This window comes from Streptomyces shenzhenensis (assembly GCF_003688995.1).
In the GTDB taxonomy this organism is placed as follows: domain Bacteria; phylum Actinomycetota; class Actinomycetes; order Streptomycetales; family Streptomycetaceae; genus Streptomyces; species Streptomyces shenzhenensis_A.
Window position 1 is genome coordinate 245291 of record NZ_PENI01000002.1, and the last position, 18177, is coordinate 263467.

Genomic DNA, 18177 nt, shown 5'->3' on the forward strand with positions numbered 1-18177 from the left:
AGATCATCCCAAGGTCGGGTCCGCAACGCATGTTCTACGTCACCGGGAGGCCCCGGACTCCTACTGACGTACGGCCCGACAACCGTCCTCTCAGCCCTGCGGACGAGGCCCGCACCGTCAGGGGCGGGGGGCCGATGCTGTCGAACCGCGTACCACCAGTTCCGGCATGAACACGAACTCGCTGTGCGGGGCGGGAGTTCCGCCGATCTCCTCCAGCAGCGTACGCACCGCCGCCTGTCCCATCGCCGGCACCGGCTTGCGGATCGTGGTCAACGGCGGGTCGGTGAAGGCGATCAGCGGGGAGTCGTCGAAGCCGACCACCGAGACGTCCCGCGGGACGTCACGACCGTGCTGCCGTGCCGCCCGTATCGCGCCGAGCGCCATCATGTCGCTGGCGCAGACCACGGCCGTGCAGTCCCGGTCGATCAGCGCGGCGGCCGCCGCCTGGCCGCCCTCCAGCGTGTAGAGCGAGTGCTGGACCAGCTCCGTCTCGATCGCCTGCGCGGTGAGCCCCAACTGGTCCTGCACCGCCCGCACGAAACCCTCGATCTTGCGCTGCACCGGCACGAACCGCTTCGGCCCCAGCGCCAGCCCGATCCTGGTGTGCCCGAGCGACACCAGATGGGTCACCGCCAGCGTCATCGCCGCCCGGTCGTCGGGCGAGATGAACGGCGCCTGCACCTTCGGCGAGAAGCCGTCGACGAGGACGAACGGCACGCCCTGCGCGCGCAGCCGCTCGTAGCGCTGCGTATCGGCGGTGGTGTCCGCGTGCAGCCCGGAGACGTAGATGATCCCGGCGACCCCGCGGTCCACCAGCATCTCGGTCAGCTCGTCCTCCGTCGACCCGCCCGGGGTCTGGGTGGCGAGCACCGGCGTATAGCCCTGGCGGGTCAGCGCCTGCCCGATGACCTGTGCCAGGGCGGGGAATATCGGGTTCTCCAGCTCCGGGGTGATCAGCCCGACCAGGCCCTCGCTGCGCTGTCGCAGCCGTACCGGCCGTTCGTAGCCGAGCACGTCGAGCGCGGCGAGCACCGACTGGCGGGTGGTGGCCGCTACGCCCGGCTTCCCGTTGAGGACGCGGCTGACGGTCGCTTCGCTCACCCCCGCCTGCGCAGCGATGTCCGCAAGCCGTGTGGTCACGCCACCGGACTGTACCGGGCGAGTCTCTCCCTGCCCACCGATCGGACGCCGGGCGCGACCCGTCGCACGGCTCGCTGCGGATTGCTGCGTCATCGCGATCCCTCGTCCCTCTCGTCGGCCTCGGATGGCAAGAGATTGCAGAGTCTTGCACAAGCTGCCCCGGGCCCGCTGATCGGCCTCGTCGCAGGGTCGCGGACGGGTCGAGGAGCGGTAACGACAGGGTAACCCCCGAGATCTCTTGCGCTTTTTTTCTGCAAGGTCTTTCGCGCCGCTTACATCGCTGTTACGTTCACGTCGCCCGGCGGACGCAATGGCGCAGTCGGCAAGTCGCGGGAGCGGCGGACGGGGCCGTTTCCCGCACCACTCGGGCATTTCACCCTCAAGGAGAACTCATGCGGCGTGGCATAGCGGCCTCCGCGCTGGTGGCGTCCCTCGCCCTCACGGCGACGGCGTGCGGCGGGAGCGGCAGCGACAACGGCGGCAACGCCGACGGCCCGGTCACCATCACCTGGTGGGACACCTCCAACGCCACCAATGAGGCGCCGACGTACCAGGCCCTGGTCAAGGAGTTCGAGGCCGCCCACAAGGACATCAAGGTCAAGTACGTCAACGTCCCCTTCGACCAGGCGCAGAACAAGTTCGACACCGCCGCCGGCGCCAAGGGCGCCCCGGACGTGCTGCGCTCCGAGGTCGGCTGGACCCCGGCCTTCGCCAAGAAGGGCTACTTCCTGCCACTGGACGGCACCACCGCCCTCGCGGACCAGGACGCGTTCCAGCCCAGCCTGATCACCCAGGCCCAGTACGAGGGCAAGACCTACGGCGTGCCGCTGGTCACCGACACCCTCGCGCTCGTCTACAACAAGGATCTGTTCGAGCGGGCCGGCATCACCGAGGCCCCCAAGACCTGGGACGAGCTGAAGTCCGCCGCCGCCAAGGTCAAGGACAAGACCGGCGCCGACGGCTACTGGGGCTCCACCCAGGCCTACTACGCCCAGTCCTTCCTGTACGGCGAGGGCACCGACACCGTCGACGCCTCCGCCAAGAAGATCACCATGAACGCGGCCGCCGCCAAGAAGGCCTACGGCACCTGGCTGAGCCTGTTCTCCGGCAAGGGCCTGCACAAGGCCGACACCACCGCCGACGCCTACGCCCACATCCAGGACGCGTTCGTGAACGGCAAGGTCGCCGCGATCGTCCAGGGCCCGTGGGAGATCACGAACTTCTACCAGGGCTCCGCCTTCAAGGACAAGGCCAACCTGGGCATCGCCACCGTCCCGGCCGGCTCCACCGGCAAGGCGGGCGCCCCGACCGGCGGTCACAACCTCTCGGTCTACGCCGGCTCCGACAAGGCGCACCAGGAAGCGGCCCTGACGTTCGTCAACTTCATGACCTCGGCGAAGTCCCAGGCGACCGTCGCCCTGAAGAACTCCACGCTGCCCACGCGCGACGACGCCTACACGGCCGAGGTGAAGGCCGACCCCGGCATCGCCGGCTTCCAGGGCGTGCTCGCCGCCGCCCAGCCGCGTCCCGCGCTGCCCGAGTACAGCTCCCTGTGGGGCCCGCTGGACACCGAACTGCCCAAGGTCGCGGGCGGCAAGGAGTCCCTGGACGAGGGGCTGGGCAACGCCGAGGTCGCGATCGAGAAGCTGGTCCCGGACTTCAGCAAGTAAGGCCCCGCGTGGCCGTCGGATCCGCCCCCGGTGCCCGACTCCGCTCGCAACGGCGGAACCCGGGTACGGGGCAGGGATCCGGCGGCCACCGGCCTGCGCCCGCCCCACCCCCCGAACCGCAGACCTGCGAGAAGGTTGTCGAACCATGACAGTCGCCATCGACCGCGCGACCGGCAAGCGCCACGGTGACCGCGCGCCTCGGCCCGGGCTGGGGCAGCGCCTGAAGCACGGCTACCAGAAGCACTGGTACGCCTACGCCATGATCGCCCCCGTGGCCGTGGTGCTCGGCGTCCTCGTGCTCTACCCCCTGGTGTACGGCCTCTACCTCACCCTCACCGACGCCGACAGCCTCAACACGGCGCGCACGATCGGCGTCAACCACATCGCCGCCACCTACGAGTTCATCGGCCTGGACAACTACAAGGACGTCCTGTTCGGACCGACGGCCTACGACCGCTTCTGGTCGCACTTCCTCTGGACGATCGTCTGGACCGCGCTGTGTGTCGCGCTCCACTACTGCATCGGCCTGGGCCTCGCCCTGCTGCTCGACCAGCGGCTGCGCGGCCGCACCGCCTACCGGCTGATCCTGATCCTGCCGTGGGCCGTGCCCACCTTCGTCACTGTCTTCGGCTGGCGCTTCATGCTCGCCGACGGGGGCGTCATCAACTCCGTCCTCGGCACGCTGCACCTGCCGACGCCGCTGTGGCTGGAGGACACCTTCTGGCAGCGGTTCGCCGCCGTCATGGTCAACACCTGGTGCGGGGTGCCCTTCATGATGGTCTCGCTCCTCGGCGGCCTGCAGTCCATCGACACCGCCCTCTACGAGGCCGCCGAGATGGACGGCGCGAACGCGTGGCAGCGGTTCCGGTATGTCACCCTGCCGGGCCTCAGATCCGTCAGCTCCACCGTCGTACTCCTCGGCATCATCTGGACCTTCAACCAGTTCGCCGTCATCTTCCTGCTGTTCGGCACCACAGCCCCCGACGCGCAGATCCTCGTGACCTGGGCCTACTACCTGGGCTTCGGACAGCAGCCGCGTGACTTCGCGCAGTCGGCCACCTACGGCATCCTGCTGCTGGCCATCCTGATCGTCTTCACCTCGTTCTACCGCCGCTGGCTGAACCGCCATGAGCAGCAGCTCGCGATCTGAGGCAGGAGTTCCCATGAGCACGACCACCGTCGAGACCTCCGCCACGGTGACCGAGGACCGTCCGGCGCCCGCCGGCCGCAGGCGCCGCGCCCGTGGAGAGCGCAGCCTCTCGGCGTCCCTCGCCGCGCACGGCATCCTGATCGCCGGGAGCGTCGTGGCACTCTTCCCGGTCGCCTGGCTGGTGTTCCTGTCCCTCGGCCCGGACAAGGACGACTATCTGCACCCGGGCGGCATCTGGCGGAAGATGACGTTCGACAACTACACGTTCGTCCTCCAGCACACCAACTTCTTCGACTGGCTGAAGAGTTCCCTGATCGTCTCGCTCGGCACCACCGTGCTCGGCGTGCTGGTCGCCGCCACCACCGGATACGCGGTCTCCCGCATGCGCTTTCCGGGCTACCGCAAGTTCATGTGGGTGCTCCTGGTCACCCAGATGTTCCCGGTGGCCGTCCTCATGGTGCCGATGTACCAGATCCTGGCCGACCTCCAGCTCATCGACAGCTACCTCGGCCTGATCCTCGTGTACTGCACCACGGCCGTGCCGTACTGCGCCTGGCTGCTGAAGGGCTACTTCGACACCATCCCGTTCGAGATCGACGAGGCGGGACGCGTCGACGGGCTGACCCCCTTCGGCACGTTCGTGCGGCTCATCCTGCCGCTCGCCAGGCCGGGCCTCGCGGTCGCCGCCTTCTACAGCTTCATCACCGCGTTCGGCGAGGTCGCCTTCGCCACCACCTTCCTGCTGGACGACCAGAAGTACACGCTCGCCGTCGGCCTGCAGAGCTTCATCAGCGAGCACGACGCCCAGCGCAACCTGATGGCCGCCACCGCGGTGCTGATCGCGATACCCGTCTCCGCGTTCTTCTACCTCGTGCAGAAGAACCTGGTGACCGGCCTCACCGCCGGCGGCACAAAGGGCTGACGCCCGCGCCGCGCCCGAGCCCCTGAACGACCCGAACTCCGTTACGTACCAAGGACGCCATGAGCCAGCACTCCGCCGACCCGGCCCCGAACACCGCCCTCGCCACCGTCGCCGGCCACCGCGACTGGTGGCGGGACGCGGTGATCTACCAGGTCTATCCGCGCAGCTTCGCCGACAGCGACGGCGACGGCATGGGCGACCTGGAGGGCATCCGCTCCCGCCTTCCCTATCTGCGCGCCCTCGGTGTGGACGCCGTGTGGCTCAGCCCCTTCTACGCCTCGCCGCAGGCCGACGCGGGCTACGACGTCGCCGACTACCGGGCCGTCGACCCCATGTTCGGCAGCCTCCTGGACGCCGACGCGCTGATCCGCGACGCCCACGCGGAGGGACTCAGGATCATCGTCGACCTGGTGCCCAACCACTCCTCCGACCAGTACGAGTGGTTCAAGCGCGCACTCGCGGAGGGCCCCGGCTCCCCGCTGCGGAACCGCTACCACTTCCGCCCCGGCAAGGGCGTCGACGGTGAACTCCCGCCCAACGACTGGGAGTCCGTGTTCGGCGGCCCGGCCTGGACGCGGGTGCCCGACGGCGAGTGGTACCTGCATCTGTTCGCCCCCGAGCAGCCCGACTTCAACTGGGAACACCCGGCCGTCGGCGACGAGTTCCGCTCCATCCTGCGCTTCTGGCTGGACATGGGCGTGGACGGCTTCCGTATCGACGTCGCGCACGGTCTGGTGAAGGCGGCGGGCCTGCCCGACCTCGGCACGCACGACCAGCTCAAGCTGCTGGGCAACGACGTCATGCCGTTCTTCGACCAGGACGGCGTGCACGCCGTCTACCGCGACTGGCGCAAGATCCTCGACGAGTACGCGGGCGAGAAGATCTTCGTCGCGGAGGCATGGACCCCGACCGTCGAGCGCACCGCGAACTACGTACGCCCCGACGAACTGCACCAGGCCTTCAACTTCCAGTACCTGAGCACGGACTGGGACGCCGAGGAGCTGCGCCGGGTCATCGACCGCACCCTGGAGGCCATGCGCCCGGTCGGTGCCCCCGCCACCTGGGTGCTGTCCAACCACGATGTCACCCGGCACGCCACCCGGTTCGCCAACCCGCCCGGCCTCGGCACCCAGATCCGCACCGCGGGCGAGCGCGAGCTGGGCCTGCGCCGGGCCCGCGCCGCCACCCTGCTGATGCTGGCGCTGCCCGGCTCGGCCTATCTCTACCAGGGCGAGGAGCTGGGCCTGCCCGACGTCGTCGACCTGCCGGACGAGGTCCGCCAGGACCCGGCGTACTTCCGCAGCGCGGGACAGGACGGCTTCCGCGACGGCTGCCGGGTCCCGATCCCGTGGACCCGCGAGGGCTCCTCGTACGGCTTCGGGCCGGGCGGCAGCTGGCTGCCGCAGCCGTCGGTCTGGGGCGAGCTGAGCGTGCAGGCGCAGCAGGGCGTGCCCGGCTCGACGCTGGAGCTGTACCGCTCGGCGCTGGCCGTGCGGCGTGCGCGGCCGGACCTCGGCGCGGGCGAGACGGTGGAGTGGCTGCGCGCCCCCGAGGGCGTGCTGGCCTTCCGGCGCGGGGACTTCGTGTGCGTCGCGAACACGACGGGGGAGCCGGTGACGATCCCGGCGTACGGCCGGGTGCTGCTCGCCAGCGGTGAGGTGACCGAGGCGGACGGCGAGGCGCGGGTGCCGGGCGACACCACGGCCTGGTGGGCGAGCGCCTGACGGTCCGTCACCACGAAACCTCTTGCAGCAACTTTCGCCGGCCCGCTGCCCTTTTGGGCGGCGGGCCTCTACTATCTGCGCCACCGCAAGTTTTCCGGAATGTTTCAGCAAGAGCCTTCAATGATGAAGGGACCCCCCATGGCACGCAGATCCCTCTCCGGGGCGCTCGCCCTCGCCGCCGCCACCCTTGTCATGACCCCGACTGCCGCGGAGGCGTCGCCGCCCGGCACCAAGGACGTCACCGCCGTCCTCTTCGAGTGGAAGTACGCCTCGGTGGCCCGCGAGTGCACCGACACCCTCGGCCCCGCCGGCTACGGCTACGTCCAGGTCTCCCCGCCCGCCGAGCACATACAGGGCGGGCAGTGGTGGACGTCGTACCAGCCGGTCAGCTACCGGATCGCCGGCCGCCTCGGCGACCGCACGGCCTTCCAGAACATGGTGAACACCTGCCACGCGGCCGGCGTCAAGGTCGTCGCCGACGCGGTGATCAACCACATGTCGGCCGGTTCCGGCACCGGCACCGGCGGCTCGTCGTACACGAAGTACGACTACCCCGGCCTGTACTCGGTCCACGACTTCGACGACTGCACCGCGCAGATCTCCAACTATCAGGACCGCTGGAACGTCCAGCACTGCGAACTCGTCGGCCTCGCCGACCTGGACACCGGCGAGGAGTACGTCCGCACGACCATCGCCGGCTACCTGAACGACCTGCTGAGCCTCGGCGTGGACGGCTTCCGTGTCGACGCCGCCAAGCACATCCCGGCCGAGGACCTGGCCGCCGTCAAGTCCCGGCTGACCAACCCCTCCGCCTACTGGAAGCAGGAGGTCATCTACGGCGCGGGCGAGGCCGTCCAGCCCACCGAGTACACGGGCACCGGCGACGTCCAGGAGTTCCGCTACGCCTACGACCTCAAGCGCGTCTTCACCAACGAGAAGCTCGCCTACCTGAAGAACTACGGCGAGGGCTGGGGCTATCTGAACAGCGCGGTCGCGGGCGTCTTCGTCGACAACCACGACACCGAGCGCAACGGCAGCACCCTCAGCTACAAGAACGGCGCCGACTACACGCTGGCCAACGTCTTCATGCTCGCCCTCCCGTACGGCGCCCCCGACATCAACTCGGGCTACGAGTGGTCCGACCCGGACGCGGGCCCGCCCAACGGCGGCACGGTCAACGCCTGCTGGCAGGACGGCTGGAAGTGCCAGCACGCCTGGCCTGAGATCAAGTCGATGGTCGCCTTCCGCAACGCCACGAGGGGGCAGTCGATGACGGACTGGTGGGACAACGGCGCCGACGCGATCGGCTTCGGCCGGGGCGCCAAGGGTTACGTCGCCATCAACCACGAGTCCTCGTCCCTGACCCGCACCTACCAGACCTCGCTGCCCGCGGGCACGTACTGCAACGTCCAGAACAACACGACGGTGACCGTGAACTCCGCGGGGCAGTTCACCGCGACCCTGGGCAGCAACACGGCCCTGGCGCTCCACGCGGCCAAGCCGTCCTGCTGACCCGTCGGGCGGGATACGCCCGGTGAAATCCCTTGCCACGAATTGCACGGCTCCTGCTGCAAACCTTCCAGCAGCGGAGCCGTGCCACACACCCCAGCGGCGCCGTACACGTCGGAGCCGGGCCCCCGAAGGAGCCGTAGAGCGCCAGGAGTTCAGGCCCGTGATTCCGAGCCGGCAGCCGCCCCGGACGCGCCGCGCCCGCCACGTCAGGGGGCGCGGCCGCCGCCGTCGTACCGCCTCTTGCCGCCCGCGCGGCCACCCGGCCCGCACCCCTCCGACGCGCGGCTCGCCGCCGAACCCGCCCGGCCCGACCGGTCGGCTCGACCACATCAAGGCAACGGCCGCACGGGCAGGCCGACGCGGTCACGCACCGGGCGATGACGAGCCCCCTCGCCGACGGGCCGCGTCGGCCCCTGCGTTGAGCGAGCCGCGTTGTCCTGGCCCGAACGGTCCGCGGTCAGCCGGCAGCTGGCTTCTGGGGCACCCGGGGCTCCTTGCTGATCCGGGCGATCAGCCCGTCCAGTACCTGCTGCGCCTGCTCCGGGTCGAAGTCCTCGCCCAGCCTCTTGCGTACGCCGTCATCGCTGAGGAGATGGTGCACGGCCGGCGTCACACCGTGCCGGGCAAGGCAGTTGCGGGCACACTGCAGCACGCACCCGTCAATGGCGATGACCGGCCGGTCACTCTGCGCCTTGCGGACCAGACTCGGCACGTCCCCGCCCACGCCGGCGATGCACGACATCTCGGCGATGCCCCGCCGATCCAGCTGGATCGCGAGCCAGTTGGTCATCTGAGCCGCGCTCGAACAACCCGAACAGGAGTAGACGAGCGGCAGATCACGGCGGCGTTTCAGGGGAGCCTCACAAGCCTCATGACAAGAGCGGTCGGTCGATCCGAGCCTATGCCGGGGCGACCGCCGAGGGCATGGGACCCATGGGGTCCCGACCAGGGCCGTTCGGTCCATGCCCCCGTGCGCTCACCGCACGTGGAAGACGCCGTGCGCACCCCGTTCCGCGTCGCTCATGATGTGCGTGACGAACGGATAGTCGCCGGCCTCCGGGAAGGACAGCTCGACGAATCCACCCGAGGCGGGAGCGAGATCGAGGACCTGCGCGCCCCCGCTCCGCGACCCTCCCCGTCGCAGGTCGTACGCACCCTCACGGAACACCGTGTCGAACTGGCCGCCCACGACATGGAAGGCGCTGGGCTCGTTCGGCCCGGCCGCCAGCACCCAGATCCGTACGCGCTCACCGGGCTCGGCGGCCAGCGGGTCGTGATCGTACTGGTTGGCACAGCCGTTGAAGGCGACCATGTCGTAGTCCTTGGCGTTCACCTTGGCGGGGTCGGCCGTACCGCCCTGCTTGCCCAGGTAGAACTCCGACTGGACCAGCACGTATTCACGGTCCACCGCGAGCAGCCCGGGCGGGTCGATGATCACCGCGCCGAACATGCCGTTGGCGATGTGCAGGGACATCGGCATGGTCGAGCAGTGGTACATCCACACGCCACTGCGGGTGGCCGTGAACCGGTACGTCAGGGACTCGCCGGGCTTGATGGTGCGCATCGGCCCGTTCGGCGCGAGCGCTCCGGCGTGGAAGTCGACCGAGTGGCCGATCGATCCGTCATTGACGAGGGTGATCTCGAAGGTGTCGCCGACGCGTCCGCGCAGCACGGGTCCCGGGGCCGTTCCGTCGAACGTCCACAGCTTCTGCCGTACGCCGGGGGCGACTTCCCTCGTCACCTCCTTCACGGTGATCGTCCGCTTGTGCACCCGGGGGCTCGCTCCGCCGGTGGCGGGCGGGAGTTGGGCGTCGCGGGCGGTGAAGCCGGCGGCCGGTTCGGCCATCGGGTCGAACGCCTTCGCGGCGGTGTCGTCCGTGGCCGCGGACGTGCTGCCGCCGCCGCTGTGGGCGTGGGCGCTCCCGCCGCTGTCCGTGCCGGAGTCCGAACCGGCCCCGGTGACGCCGGTGACGCGCACGGCGAAGACCATCCCCATCTGCCGGTGCCCGACCACGGAGCACCAGCCCTCCAGGCTCCGGCCGACGACCCCCGCGTCCAGCGTGCCCTGCTGTCCCGGGCTGAGCCGTCCGGTGCGGGCGCCGGTCTCCAGCACCAGGTCGTGGGTGTCGGTACCGGTGTTGTGCAGGGTGATCACCAGGCGGTTTCCGGCGGGCACGGCGACGGAGGACGGCGAGAAGCGCATATCGCGGATCGTCACTGTGACCCTGGTGGTACGGCCGGTGGGCGTCACCGCGCCACCGTCGGCGCTCGTGGCGGCGGACCGCTCAAGGACCGGCAGCGACCGCACGTCCACCGCCCCGCCGCCCGCGACGGCCAGCAGCACGACTGCGAGCCCGAGGGCCACGCCACCGAGCACCCGGTGCGGTCGCGCGGGGACCTCGGCCGGAGCCCGCACAGGATCTCCCTGCGCCGCCCTGCGGCGGTTGCGCATCCCCCGTACGACCGTCAGCACGAGCAGCACCAGGAAGAACAGCAGCATCACCAGCAGCAGCACCGAGCACGCCACCCGCACCGTCGACGGCACCGGCAGCACGCACAGCAGCAGCGCGGCGTTGGTGACGGCCAGCCGGGCCGGCCAGGCCCGTTCGAGGCTCGCGGTGGCGGCGCGTACGGCAGCGGGGCCGCCGCCCAGGACCACGGGGACGAGGAAGCTCAGCGCGCCGAGCAGTACTTGGGCGATCCAGCCGGCGGCGAGCGGCGCGGTCAGCAGCGACGTCCGCTCACCCACCGTGATCCAGGAGGTCGTGGAGACGAGGATGCCGGCCAGGACGGTCAGGGAGCCGGCGAGCCATCCGCATGCCGCTGCCACCGACCACGCGGCGAAGGAACGCGGTGCCTTCGCCCGGGCCTCACGCAGCCAGGGCCGGCCCGCGACGACCAGCCCTGCGGCGTAGAGGGCCACGCCGGGGGCGGCCAGGGGCGGCGGGCCGAGCAGGGTGCCGGCGACGGCGGCACCGAGCCCGGTGAGCAGGACGGGAAGGGCGGCGCGGCCCGCCCGTTCCGCGCCGTCCGCCACCCGCGTGCGCAGCATCGTCGGCCACAGGGTGATGAGTGTTCCGGCGACGGTGAGGCCGACCCAGCCGAGCAGGTTGACCGTCTCGTGGGCGATCCGCAGCCGTTCGGGCAGCTCACCGGCGAGGTCACCGCGAGCCATGACGACTCCGAGCGCGGCGCCCACGGGCAGCAGGGCGGAGGCGGCCACGTAGTAGCGCACGGTCATGGAGAACCGGCCGGGCAGCGCCCGCCGCATCAGCCGTATCAGCCAAACGGCGTGCGCCGTGACGGCCGCCGCGACCAGGCAGCCGCCGGCCAGGACGACGTACCACCGGTCGGCGAGCATGCCGCCGATCACACCGACCGCGCCGGCGTTCAGGCAGACCAGGCGCAGTGCGGCCGGGGTGCCCCGGTTCGCCTCGGGCAGCCGCAGGACGGAGGCGGCGAAGTGGCCCGACCAGATGACGATCGCGTTGGTGACCGCCCCGAGCAGCAGCACATGGACGAGCAGCCAGAAGGCGTGCGGCAGAAAGTGGTGGGCGCTCCCGACCGCGGCGAAGAGGGCGAGCCAGCCGACCACGATCGCGTTCACACCGAGGTGCCAGAGGGCGCGCGGGGAGCGGCCGGGGGGCTTCGGGGCGGATCCGCTCGCCGTGGCGGGAGACAGGTTCGTGGTCACCGGGGAGTCCTCGGATCGTCGGAGGGAGATGGCGCTGGGGCGGCGGCGGAGGCCGTTGCCTTCGCTGACGCACGCCGGGTGGCGGCGACGGAGGCGGTGGCCGCCGAGACGACGAACAGCAGCACGGCGACGATGTTGAGCACCCCGCCGAGCTGCCACGCGCCGCGGACGTCCCGCAGGTCACCGACCACCACGCGCAGCGCAAGCGACAGATGCAGCAGCCAGGCCGCCACCGCGAGCGCCGGACGGTAGGGCAGGGGACGGCGCAGGACGGCGGGCAGGATCACCGGGGCGTGCGCCATGATCATCGACATCACGAAGCCCAGGAACACGGCGTGCACCACCGCGTCGTACCGCGTTCCCTCGGTGACCGGCCCGGTGAGCAGCCACAGGGCCCCGGCCAGCCCCAGCCAGGCGTACCCGGCGAGCAGGCACGCCGCGGTGAAGCGGGGCAGGCCCGTGGCGCGCAGCAGCCGGCGGGCGACGTCGTGCACGACGAGCCAGGCGACCAGGGCGAGCAGCGCGGCGCCGAGCAGCACGGTGCCGATCGCGGGCCACAGCAGGGTGGCGGCCACGCCGGCGGTGACCGCGCCGACGCAGGCCAGGAACGTCCGTTCCGCCGAGGGCGCCAGGACGGCCACCCGGGCGAGTTCCAGGCGTTCCCCCGCGATGGTCAGCACGAGGAAGGCCACCAGCCAGGGCAGCATGCGCGGTACGTCGATCCCGCCCAGCCACAGCAGCGCCGCGCCCAGTGCCGACACGGCGCCCGCGGCCTGAGCGATCAGGGCGGCGCTCGGCTGCCGGCGCCAGAAGCGTACGTACAGTGCGACCAGGGCCGCGCATCCGGCGACGAACAGCAGCCGGGGTACGACCAGGTCGACCGGGCCGAGCAACAGCAGGCCCCCGGCGCCGAGGCAGCCGGGGGCCGACCAGGCCCAGGGGCGGCCCAGGGCGACGGCGCGTTCCAGAGCGACCAGCGTGCCGGCGAAGCCGAGCACCATCAGCATGCCGTGCACCTGCGGGAGCCGGCCGGCGCTGACCGGGGCCGGGAGGCCGAGCAGGCCGAGGGCGGCGTCGAGACCGGCGAGGAGGCAGAGCCCGGCGGCGAGCAGCAGGGGTGCGCGGCGGGCGCCCACGCGCCGGGCGGCGGCGCTGCCGGGGGCGGAGCCGGACACCGGGGTCACCGGTGCGCCTCGGGCGGGCCGGCCGGGGCCGGGTGCTCGGCAGTGTCCTCGTCGTCCTCGCCGGTGGTCTGCTCGGTCATGCCCAAGTGCAGCCGGCACGCGTCCGGTTCGGCGAACGGCAGCAGCTCGACCTGCTGCGGGGCCGGGCCCAGCGCGGCGAGCCCGGCCCGGGCCAGTCCTTCGTGAACACCGCAGATGACACCGGGGTGTTCACGTGCCGTCTCCACGAACGGGCAGCGGGGCAGCCGGACCTGGTGGGCGTCCGCGTCCGCTTCCGGGGCGAAGCCGATCTCCTCCAGGAGGTCGAGCAGCCGGGTCCGCGCCTCCTTGGGATCTGCCGTCGGCGGCTGCCCCGCGGTGAGGAGGCGCCCCCATTCCGCGCCGGCGGCGAGGGCGTCCCGGCGCGGGTCGGCGCTGGAGCCGGCGATCTGCGCGGCGAGGACGGCGGCGAGCCCGGCGTATTCGCGTGCGGGCGACTCCTGCGGCGGGCGGGCCCGGTAGCGGAAGGCGGGGCGGCCGCGTCCGGCGGGGCTGGACCGTTCGCGAACGGCGAGGCCGTCGTCCACCAGGGCGTCCAGGTGCTCGCGGACGGTGTTGACGTGCAGCGCGCACACCTGGGCGAGCACGCCCGCGGTGACGGGGGCGGCCTGGCCGCGCAGGTACTGCAGGACACCGCGGCGCTGCCGGGACAGCGGTACGCGGTTCGTTCCGCTGCCGGGAAGCGGCCCGTTATTTTCCACGGTCATGTCCGTACTATATTGCAGTCATCGGCCCGGGCCGGAACGGGAACGGGCTGCCGGCTGCTGGAAGGACGACCTCTCATGAGCACCTTGACCATCGCATCGGACCCCCAGGACGCGGCGGCCGCCGAGGCCGTCGAGGCGCATCACACGCAGTTGGCGGGTGAGCTGGCCGGACGCGTCGCGATGCTGATCGCGGCCGCGGACGCCGACCCGGCGGTGGCCGACGGGGTCCGTGCGGGACTGGTCGACTTCTGCGACCGCGACCTGCTGCCGCACGCGGCCGCCGAGGAGGAGACCCTCTACCCCGTCGCCCACGACCTGCCCACTGCCCGCCTGCTGATCGACGGCATGCTCGCCGAGCACCGCAGGCTCACCGCGCTCGTCGACGCCCTGCGCACCACCGGCTCGGCCGTGCGGGCGGCGACGGACAGCCGGGCGCTCCAGGTGCTGTTCGAGGAGCACCTGGAGAAGGAGAACACCCTGGTCCTGCCGCTGCTGGCCGGCGCCCCCGACATCTCACTCGCCGGACTCCTCGCGGGCATGCACGACCTCCTCGGCCACGGCCACGAGCACGGTGACGCCGGCGAAGCGGCCACGCCCGGCGGTGGCTGCGGCGGCGCCTGCGGCTGCGGGGGTGCGGACGAGGCGGAGGTGCCCGAGCTGGACGTGCGCGACGTCCCCCACTCGCTGCGGCACGCCACGGTGTTCGGCGCGATCGCCGCGGTGCCCTCCGGGCGCGCGATGATCCTGGTCGCACCGCACGACCCACTGCCCCTGCTGGGCCAGATCGAGGACCGCCACCCGGGCGCGTTCGCGGTGGACTACCTCCAGCGCGGCCCGGAGGCGTGGCGCCTGCTGCTCACACACCGCTGACCACGTTCCCGGGCCGCCACCGGCTGCGCCCGGCCCGGGTGGCGAACTAGGGTGAGGCCGTCGCCGTAGAACAGGAGCGCTGATGCCGCAGATCACCGTCGACTACTCCCGCACCCTGGAGCACGGGTTCGACCGCGCGGCCTTCGCGCGGGCGCTGCACGAGGCGACCGTCGAGATCGCGGCGGCCAAGCCGGAGGCGTGCAAGACGCAGTTCCGCCCCAGCGCGGTCACGGCGTTCGGCTACGCCGACCCGGACGAGCAGGAGCACGCCGTCGTGCACGTCACCATCGGGCTCCTCGCCGGCCGCAGCGACGAGACGAAGGCGCGGCTGACCGAGGCCGTGCTGGAGCTGCTCGGTACGTATGTCGAGGCCGAGGGCGCCGCCGTGCACGCCTCCGCCGAGGTCCGCGATCTCGACCCGTCCTACCGCAAGTTCGACCGCTGAGCGCTCCGCGGGACGGGCCGTGATACGGCGTCGGCCGGCTGCGGCGGGATGGGGGCCGGTCGCGCCCGCGCGGCGGAGCCGCATATTGATACAGCCCCGCGCCCCTTCGGGCGCTGCCGAACCACACCGGAATTCGCCCGACCCGCTCAGGGCCGGTCCCGGAGTCTCCCTAGGCGGCCAGGGCTACAAGCCGACCGATCAGGACCGCGAACGGGCCGTCGGCCGACTGCGGCGGGATGGGGGCCGGTCGCGCAGTTCCCCGCGCCCCTTCGGGCGCTGTCGAACCACACCGGACTTGGGGTCGGTCCCAGGACCTAGGAGGCCAGGGCCACGAGTCGGCCGATCAGGTCCGCGAACGGGCCGTCGGGCGGCTCGTCCTTGACCATCTGGCGCAGCAGCGTGGCCATCTCCTCGTCGTAGGCGGCGCTCACCGCGGCCAGCGCGGCGAAGTCGTACACGAGCTGGGCCTCCAGCTCCTTCCGCGGGATGCGCCGTCCGTCCAGCCAGATCAGGGCCGTCGACTCGGCGAGCGAGATCCAGGAGCGGACGACCAGCTCCAGCCGCGGGGGCGCGTCCACGATCCCCATGTGCGAAAGGATCTGGTCGTACGCGGCCTGCCGTACGGAGTCGATGAGCACGTTCGTCGCGGAGGCACCGACCGCGGGACCACCGCGCATCAGCGCCGAGAAACCGCGGCCGTGCTCGTCCACGAAGTCGAAGAACCGGCGCATCACCCGCAGCAGCCGGCTGCCAAGCGAACCCTCGTGCGGCTCCACGAACCGGTCCGCGAGATCTTCCGCGGCCCGCTTCAACGCGGCCTCGTACAGGCTGAGTTTGCCCGGGAAGTAGTGGTAGACGAGCGGGCGCGAGATGCCCGCCGCCGACGCTATCTCGTCGATGGAGACCTCATCGGGGGAGCGGCGGCTGAACAGTTCGAGGGCGACGCCGATCAACTGCTGCCGCCGCTCGTCGACTCCCAATCTGCGGCGCCCGGTACTCATACGAACACCTTACCGATCGAATCCGGCCCTTCAGGGGCCGGACCCGTCCCGGTGTCCGCCGATATTCGTCACATGTCCAGCACGAGCCGCTCGCCACGGGCCCGGGACACACAGATCAGCATCGAGTCGGCCCGCTCCGCGTCCGTCAGCAGCTCGTCCCGGTGCTCCACCTCGCCCGCCAGCACCCGCTGTTGGCAGGTCCCGCAGAAACCCTGCGCACAGGAGTACGCGGTGTCCGGCAGCTCGGCCCGTACGGCGGCCAGCACGGAGGAGTCCGCCGGCACGGTCACCGTGCGTCCGCTGCGCCGCAGTTCGAGCTCGAAGGCGTGGGAGCCGTCGGACGGCGTACGCGGGGCGAACCGCTCCAGATGCAACGCGGCCCCTGCGGGCAGCCGCTGCGCCACCGCCTCCAGCAGCCCTTCAGGACCGCAGCAGTACACGGCCGTGCCCTCGGCCGTCTCCGCGAACAGGCCGTCCAGGTCCGGCCGTCCGTCCTCGTCCGCTGCGACCACGGTGACCCGGCCCCGGGTTCCCGCCGCCGACGCCTCGACCTCCTGGACGAACGGCATGGACGCCCGCGTCCGCCCGCAGTACAGCACCTGCCGGTCGGCGTCCCGCGGCAGCGCCCGCAGCATCGGCAGGATCGGTGTGATGCCGATGCCGCCGGCGACGAACACATACGCGGGCGCCGCGACCAGCGGGAACCGGTTGCACGGCCCGCGCACCTCCAGCTCCGTGCCCGGGGCCAGCTGCTCGTGCACCTCGCGGGAACCGCCCCGCCCGTCCGCGACCAGCCGCGTGGCGAGCGTGTACGACGAGGTGTCCGCCGGGTCCCCGCACAGCGAGTACTGCCGCACCAGCCCGGACGGCAGCACCACATCGAGGTGCGCGCCCGGCTCCCACGGCGGCAACCGCCGCCCCTCCAGACGCAGTTGTACGACCCCCTCGGCCACGCTCTCGTGCGCGGCGACCCGCAGCCGCAGCGCCCGCGACCGCGGCCGGCCGGACACCGGCGGATCGAGCGCGGGCAACGGCCAAAGGGGCGTGGGGAACCGCGGATTCACGGCACCGGCGCCCCGATGGGGCGCGGGGAACTGCGCGACCGGCCGCGACGCACCGGTGGCCGCCCGGCGAGCCACCGCACCGCCCCCTTCTCCGCGGCGAGCGGCCAGATAGGCGACGGCCTGTGCGGTGGAGCCCTGCTGCGAGGGGTGGTACGTCCGGCTCAGATAGCGCGGCACGGTCCTGAGCAGGGCGCCCGTGCCGGGCAGCGTGCCCCGGCGGCCCGCCCGGCGGAACTCCTTGAAGCTCGCCCTGCCGTTCACGAGCGTCGGGTCGTGCTCCATGAAGAAGCGCGCCCCGCGCTGCCACAGGAACAGCAGCGCGGCGCAGGCCGTCGCCCAGCTGCGCACCCGGCGCCGATAGCCGCCGTCGACGTGCAGGAACAGATCGAAGGCGACGGACCGGTGCTCGACCTCCTCCGCCCCGTGCCAGCGCAGCAGATCGAGCATGGTCGGGTCGGCACCGCGCCGGTCCAGTTCGGCGGCGTTCAGCACCCAGTCGCCGAGGAAGGCGGTGTAGTGCTCGATCGCCGCGACGAGCGCCACCCGCTCCAGCAGCCACCATCTGCGCGTCCTGCCCGGCGGCAGGGTGCGGTCGCCGAGCAGCTTCTCGAAGAGCCAGTCGACCTGCGCGGTGTACGGGGTCGGGTCGAGGCCCAGGTCCCGCAGGTGCGGCAGCACCTCGTCATGGGCCTGGGAGTGCATCGCCTCCTGCCCGATGAACCCGATGACGTCCTCGCGCAGCCGGTCGTCCCGGATCAGCGGCAGCGCCTGCTTGTACACCTGCACGAACCACCGCTCCCCGGCGGGCAGCAGCAGGTGCAGCACATTGATGGTGTGCGTGGCGAACGGGTCGCCGGGCACCCAGTGCAGCGGTGTGTCCTGCCAGGCGAAGGACACCTTGCGGGCCTTGAGCGCTGTCCGCTCGGACGCCACCGGCCGGGGCTGCTTGTTAGACATGATGTCAATATATGGACGAGCAGGCCCGAGCAGAAGCCCTGCGCCCCGATGGGGCGCGGGGAACTGCGCGATCAGCCAACGATGCCGCGGCCCTTGCC

13 protein-coding genes and 2 pseudogenes are annotated in these 18177 nt (G+C 71.7%); 7 read left to right on the forward strand and 8 right to left on the reverse strand.

Annotated elements, in window-relative coordinates; translation table 11 throughout:
- Positions 1–117: 117 nt before the first annotated feature.
- Positions 118–1140, reverse strand: coding sequence for a LacI family DNA-binding transcriptional regulator (locus tag CTZ28_RS04020; protein WP_121887811.1), 1023 nt, complete (start codon positions 1138–1140; stop codon positions 118–120).
- Positions 1141–1532: 392 nt separating this feature from the next.
- Between CTZ28_RS04020 and CTZ28_RS04025 the strand changes: the two genes are divergently transcribed.
- From CTZ28_RS04025 to CTZ28_RS04045, 5 genes are all read left to right on the forward strand, one after another.
- Positions 1533–2810, forward strand: coding sequence for an extracellular solute-binding protein (locus tag CTZ28_RS04025; RefSeq protein ID WP_121887812.1), 1278 nt, complete (start codon positions 1533–1535; stop codon positions 2808–2810).
- A 145-nt stretch (positions 2811–2955) separates the two neighbouring features.
- Positions 2956–3960, forward strand: a complete 1005-nt coding sequence (locus CTZ28_RS04030) for a carbohydrate ABC transporter permease (RefSeq protein ID WP_121887813.1) — start codon at positions 2956–2958, stop codon at positions 3958–3960.
- A gap of 13 nt (positions 3961–3973) precedes the next feature.
- Complete coding sequence (locus CTZ28_RS04035; protein ID WP_121887814.1) at positions 3974–4882, forward strand: sugar ABC transporter permease; 909 nt, start codon at positions 3974–3976, stop codon at positions 4880–4882.
- Between the two features lie 59 nt (positions 4883–4941).
- On the forward strand, positions 4942–6606 hold the full coding sequence (locus CTZ28_RS04040) for a glycoside hydrolase family 13 protein (protein ID WP_121887815.1): 1665 nt from the start codon (positions 4942–4944) through the stop codon (positions 6604–6606).
- Positions 6607–6744: 138 nt separating this feature from the next.
- A complete protein-coding gene (locus CTZ28_RS04045) occupies positions 6745–8118 on the forward strand; it encodes an alpha-amylase (protein WP_183154260.1) in 1374 nt (457 codons plus the stop codon).
- Between the two features lie 457 nt (positions 8119–8575).
- Here the strand turns inward: CTZ28_RS04045 and CTZ28_RS04050 are convergent, their stop codons facing one another.
- Genes CTZ28_RS04050 through CTZ28_RS04065 form a run of 4 tightly spaced genes read right to left on the reverse strand, consistent with a single transcriptional unit; the run spans position 8576 to position 13742 of the window.
- Entirely contained in the window at positions 8576–9082 is a 507-nt protein-coding gene (locus CTZ28_RS04050) for a putative zinc-binding protein (RefSeq protein ID WP_121887816.1), read from the reverse strand.
- A gap of 12 nt (positions 9083–9094) precedes the next feature.
- Entirely contained in the window at positions 9095–11812 is a 2718-nt protein-coding gene (locus tag CTZ28_RS04055; protein ID WP_220795304.1) for a multicopper oxidase domain-containing protein, read from the reverse strand.
- Positions 11809–12996, reverse strand: a complete 1188-nt coding sequence (locus tag CTZ28_RS04060; RefSeq protein WP_220795305.1) for a hypothetical protein — start codon at positions 12994–12996, stop codon at positions 11809–11811. Before CTZ28_RS04060 ends, CTZ28_RS04055 begins: the two co-directional genes overlap by 4 nt.
- A complete protein-coding gene (locus CTZ28_RS04065) occupies positions 12993–13742 on the reverse strand; it encodes a helix-turn-helix transcriptional regulator (RefSeq protein ID WP_121887817.1) in 750 nt (249 codons plus the stop codon). Before CTZ28_RS04065 ends, CTZ28_RS04060 begins: the two co-directional genes overlap by 4 nt.
- Before the next feature lie 75 nt (positions 13743–13817).
- On the opposite strand from CTZ28_RS04065, the gene CTZ28_RS04070 reads away from it, so the two are divergent.
- Positions 13818–14612 carry a DUF2249 domain-containing protein gene (locus CTZ28_RS04070; protein ID WP_121887818.1) on the forward strand — a complete coding sequence of 265 codons (795 nt, stop codon included), beginning with the start codon at positions 13818–13820 and terminating at the stop codon, positions 14610–14612.
- A gap of 82 nt (positions 14613–14694) precedes the next feature.
- Positions 14695–15057, forward strand: coding sequence for a 5-carboxymethyl-2-hydroxymuconate Delta-isomerase (locus tag CTZ28_RS04075; protein WP_121887819.1), 363 nt, complete (start codon positions 14695–14697; stop codon positions 15055–15057).
- A gap of 314 nt (positions 15058–15371) precedes the next feature.
- On the opposite strand, the gene CTZ28_RS04080 is transcribed toward CTZ28_RS04075, so the two are convergent.
- The 3 genes and pseudogenes from CTZ28_RS04080 to CTZ28_RS04090 form a co-directional block, all read right to left on the reverse strand.
- Entirely contained in the window at positions 15372–16058 is a 687-nt protein-coding gene (locus tag CTZ28_RS04080) for a TetR/AcrR family transcriptional regulator (protein ID WP_259471470.1), read from the reverse strand.
- A 68-nt stretch (positions 16059–16126) separates the two neighbouring features.
- Positions 16127–17104 (reverse strand): annotated as a pseudogene (locus CTZ28_RS04085) (PDR/VanB family oxidoreductase); the annotation flags it as partial.
- Positions 17105–17176: 72 nt separating this feature from the next.
- Positions 17177–18079, reverse strand: a pseudogene (locus CTZ28_RS04090) (metal-dependent hydrolase); the annotation flags it as partial.
- Between the last annotated feature and the right edge of the window lie 98 nt (positions 18080–18177).

Coding starts and splice junctions, on each gene's coding strand:
- CTZ28_RS04025 (WP_121887812.1), top strand. CDS start 1,533: ATGCGGCGTGGCATAGCGGCCTCCGCGCTGGTGGCGTCCCTCGCCCTC.
- CTZ28_RS04030 (WP_121887813.1), top strand. CDS start 2,956: ATGACAGTCGCCATCGACCGCGCGACCGGCAAGCGCCACGGTGACCGC.
- CTZ28_RS04035 (WP_121887814.1), top strand. CDS start 3,974: ATGAGCACGACCACCGTCGAGACCTCCGCCACGGTGACCGAGGACCGT.
- CTZ28_RS04040 (WP_121887815.1), top strand. CDS start 4,942: ATGAGCCAGCACTCCGCCGACCCGGCCCCGAACACCGCCCTCGCCACC.
- CTZ28_RS04045 (WP_183154260.1), top strand. CDS start 6,745: ATGGCACGCAGATCCCTCTCCGGGGCGCTCGCCCTCGCCGCCGCCACC.
- CTZ28_RS04050 (WP_121887816.1), bottom strand. CDS start 9,082: ATGGACCGAACGGCCCTGGTCGGGACCCCATGGGTCCCATGCCCTCGG.
- CTZ28_RS04065 (WP_121887817.1), bottom strand. CDS start 13,742: ATGACCGTGGAAAATAACGGGCCGCTTCCCGGCAGCGGAACGAACCGC.
- CTZ28_RS04070 (WP_121887818.1), top strand. CDS start 13,818: ATGAGCACCTTGACCATCGCATCGGACCCCCAGGACGCGGCGGCCGCC.
- CTZ28_RS04075 (WP_121887819.1), top strand. CDS start 14,695: ATGCCGCAGATCACCGTCGACTACTCCCGCACCCTGGAGCACGGGTTC.
- CTZ28_RS04080 (WP_259471470.1), bottom strand. CDS start 16,058: ATGAGTACCGGGCGCCGCAGATTGGGAGTCGACGAGCGGCGGCAGCAG.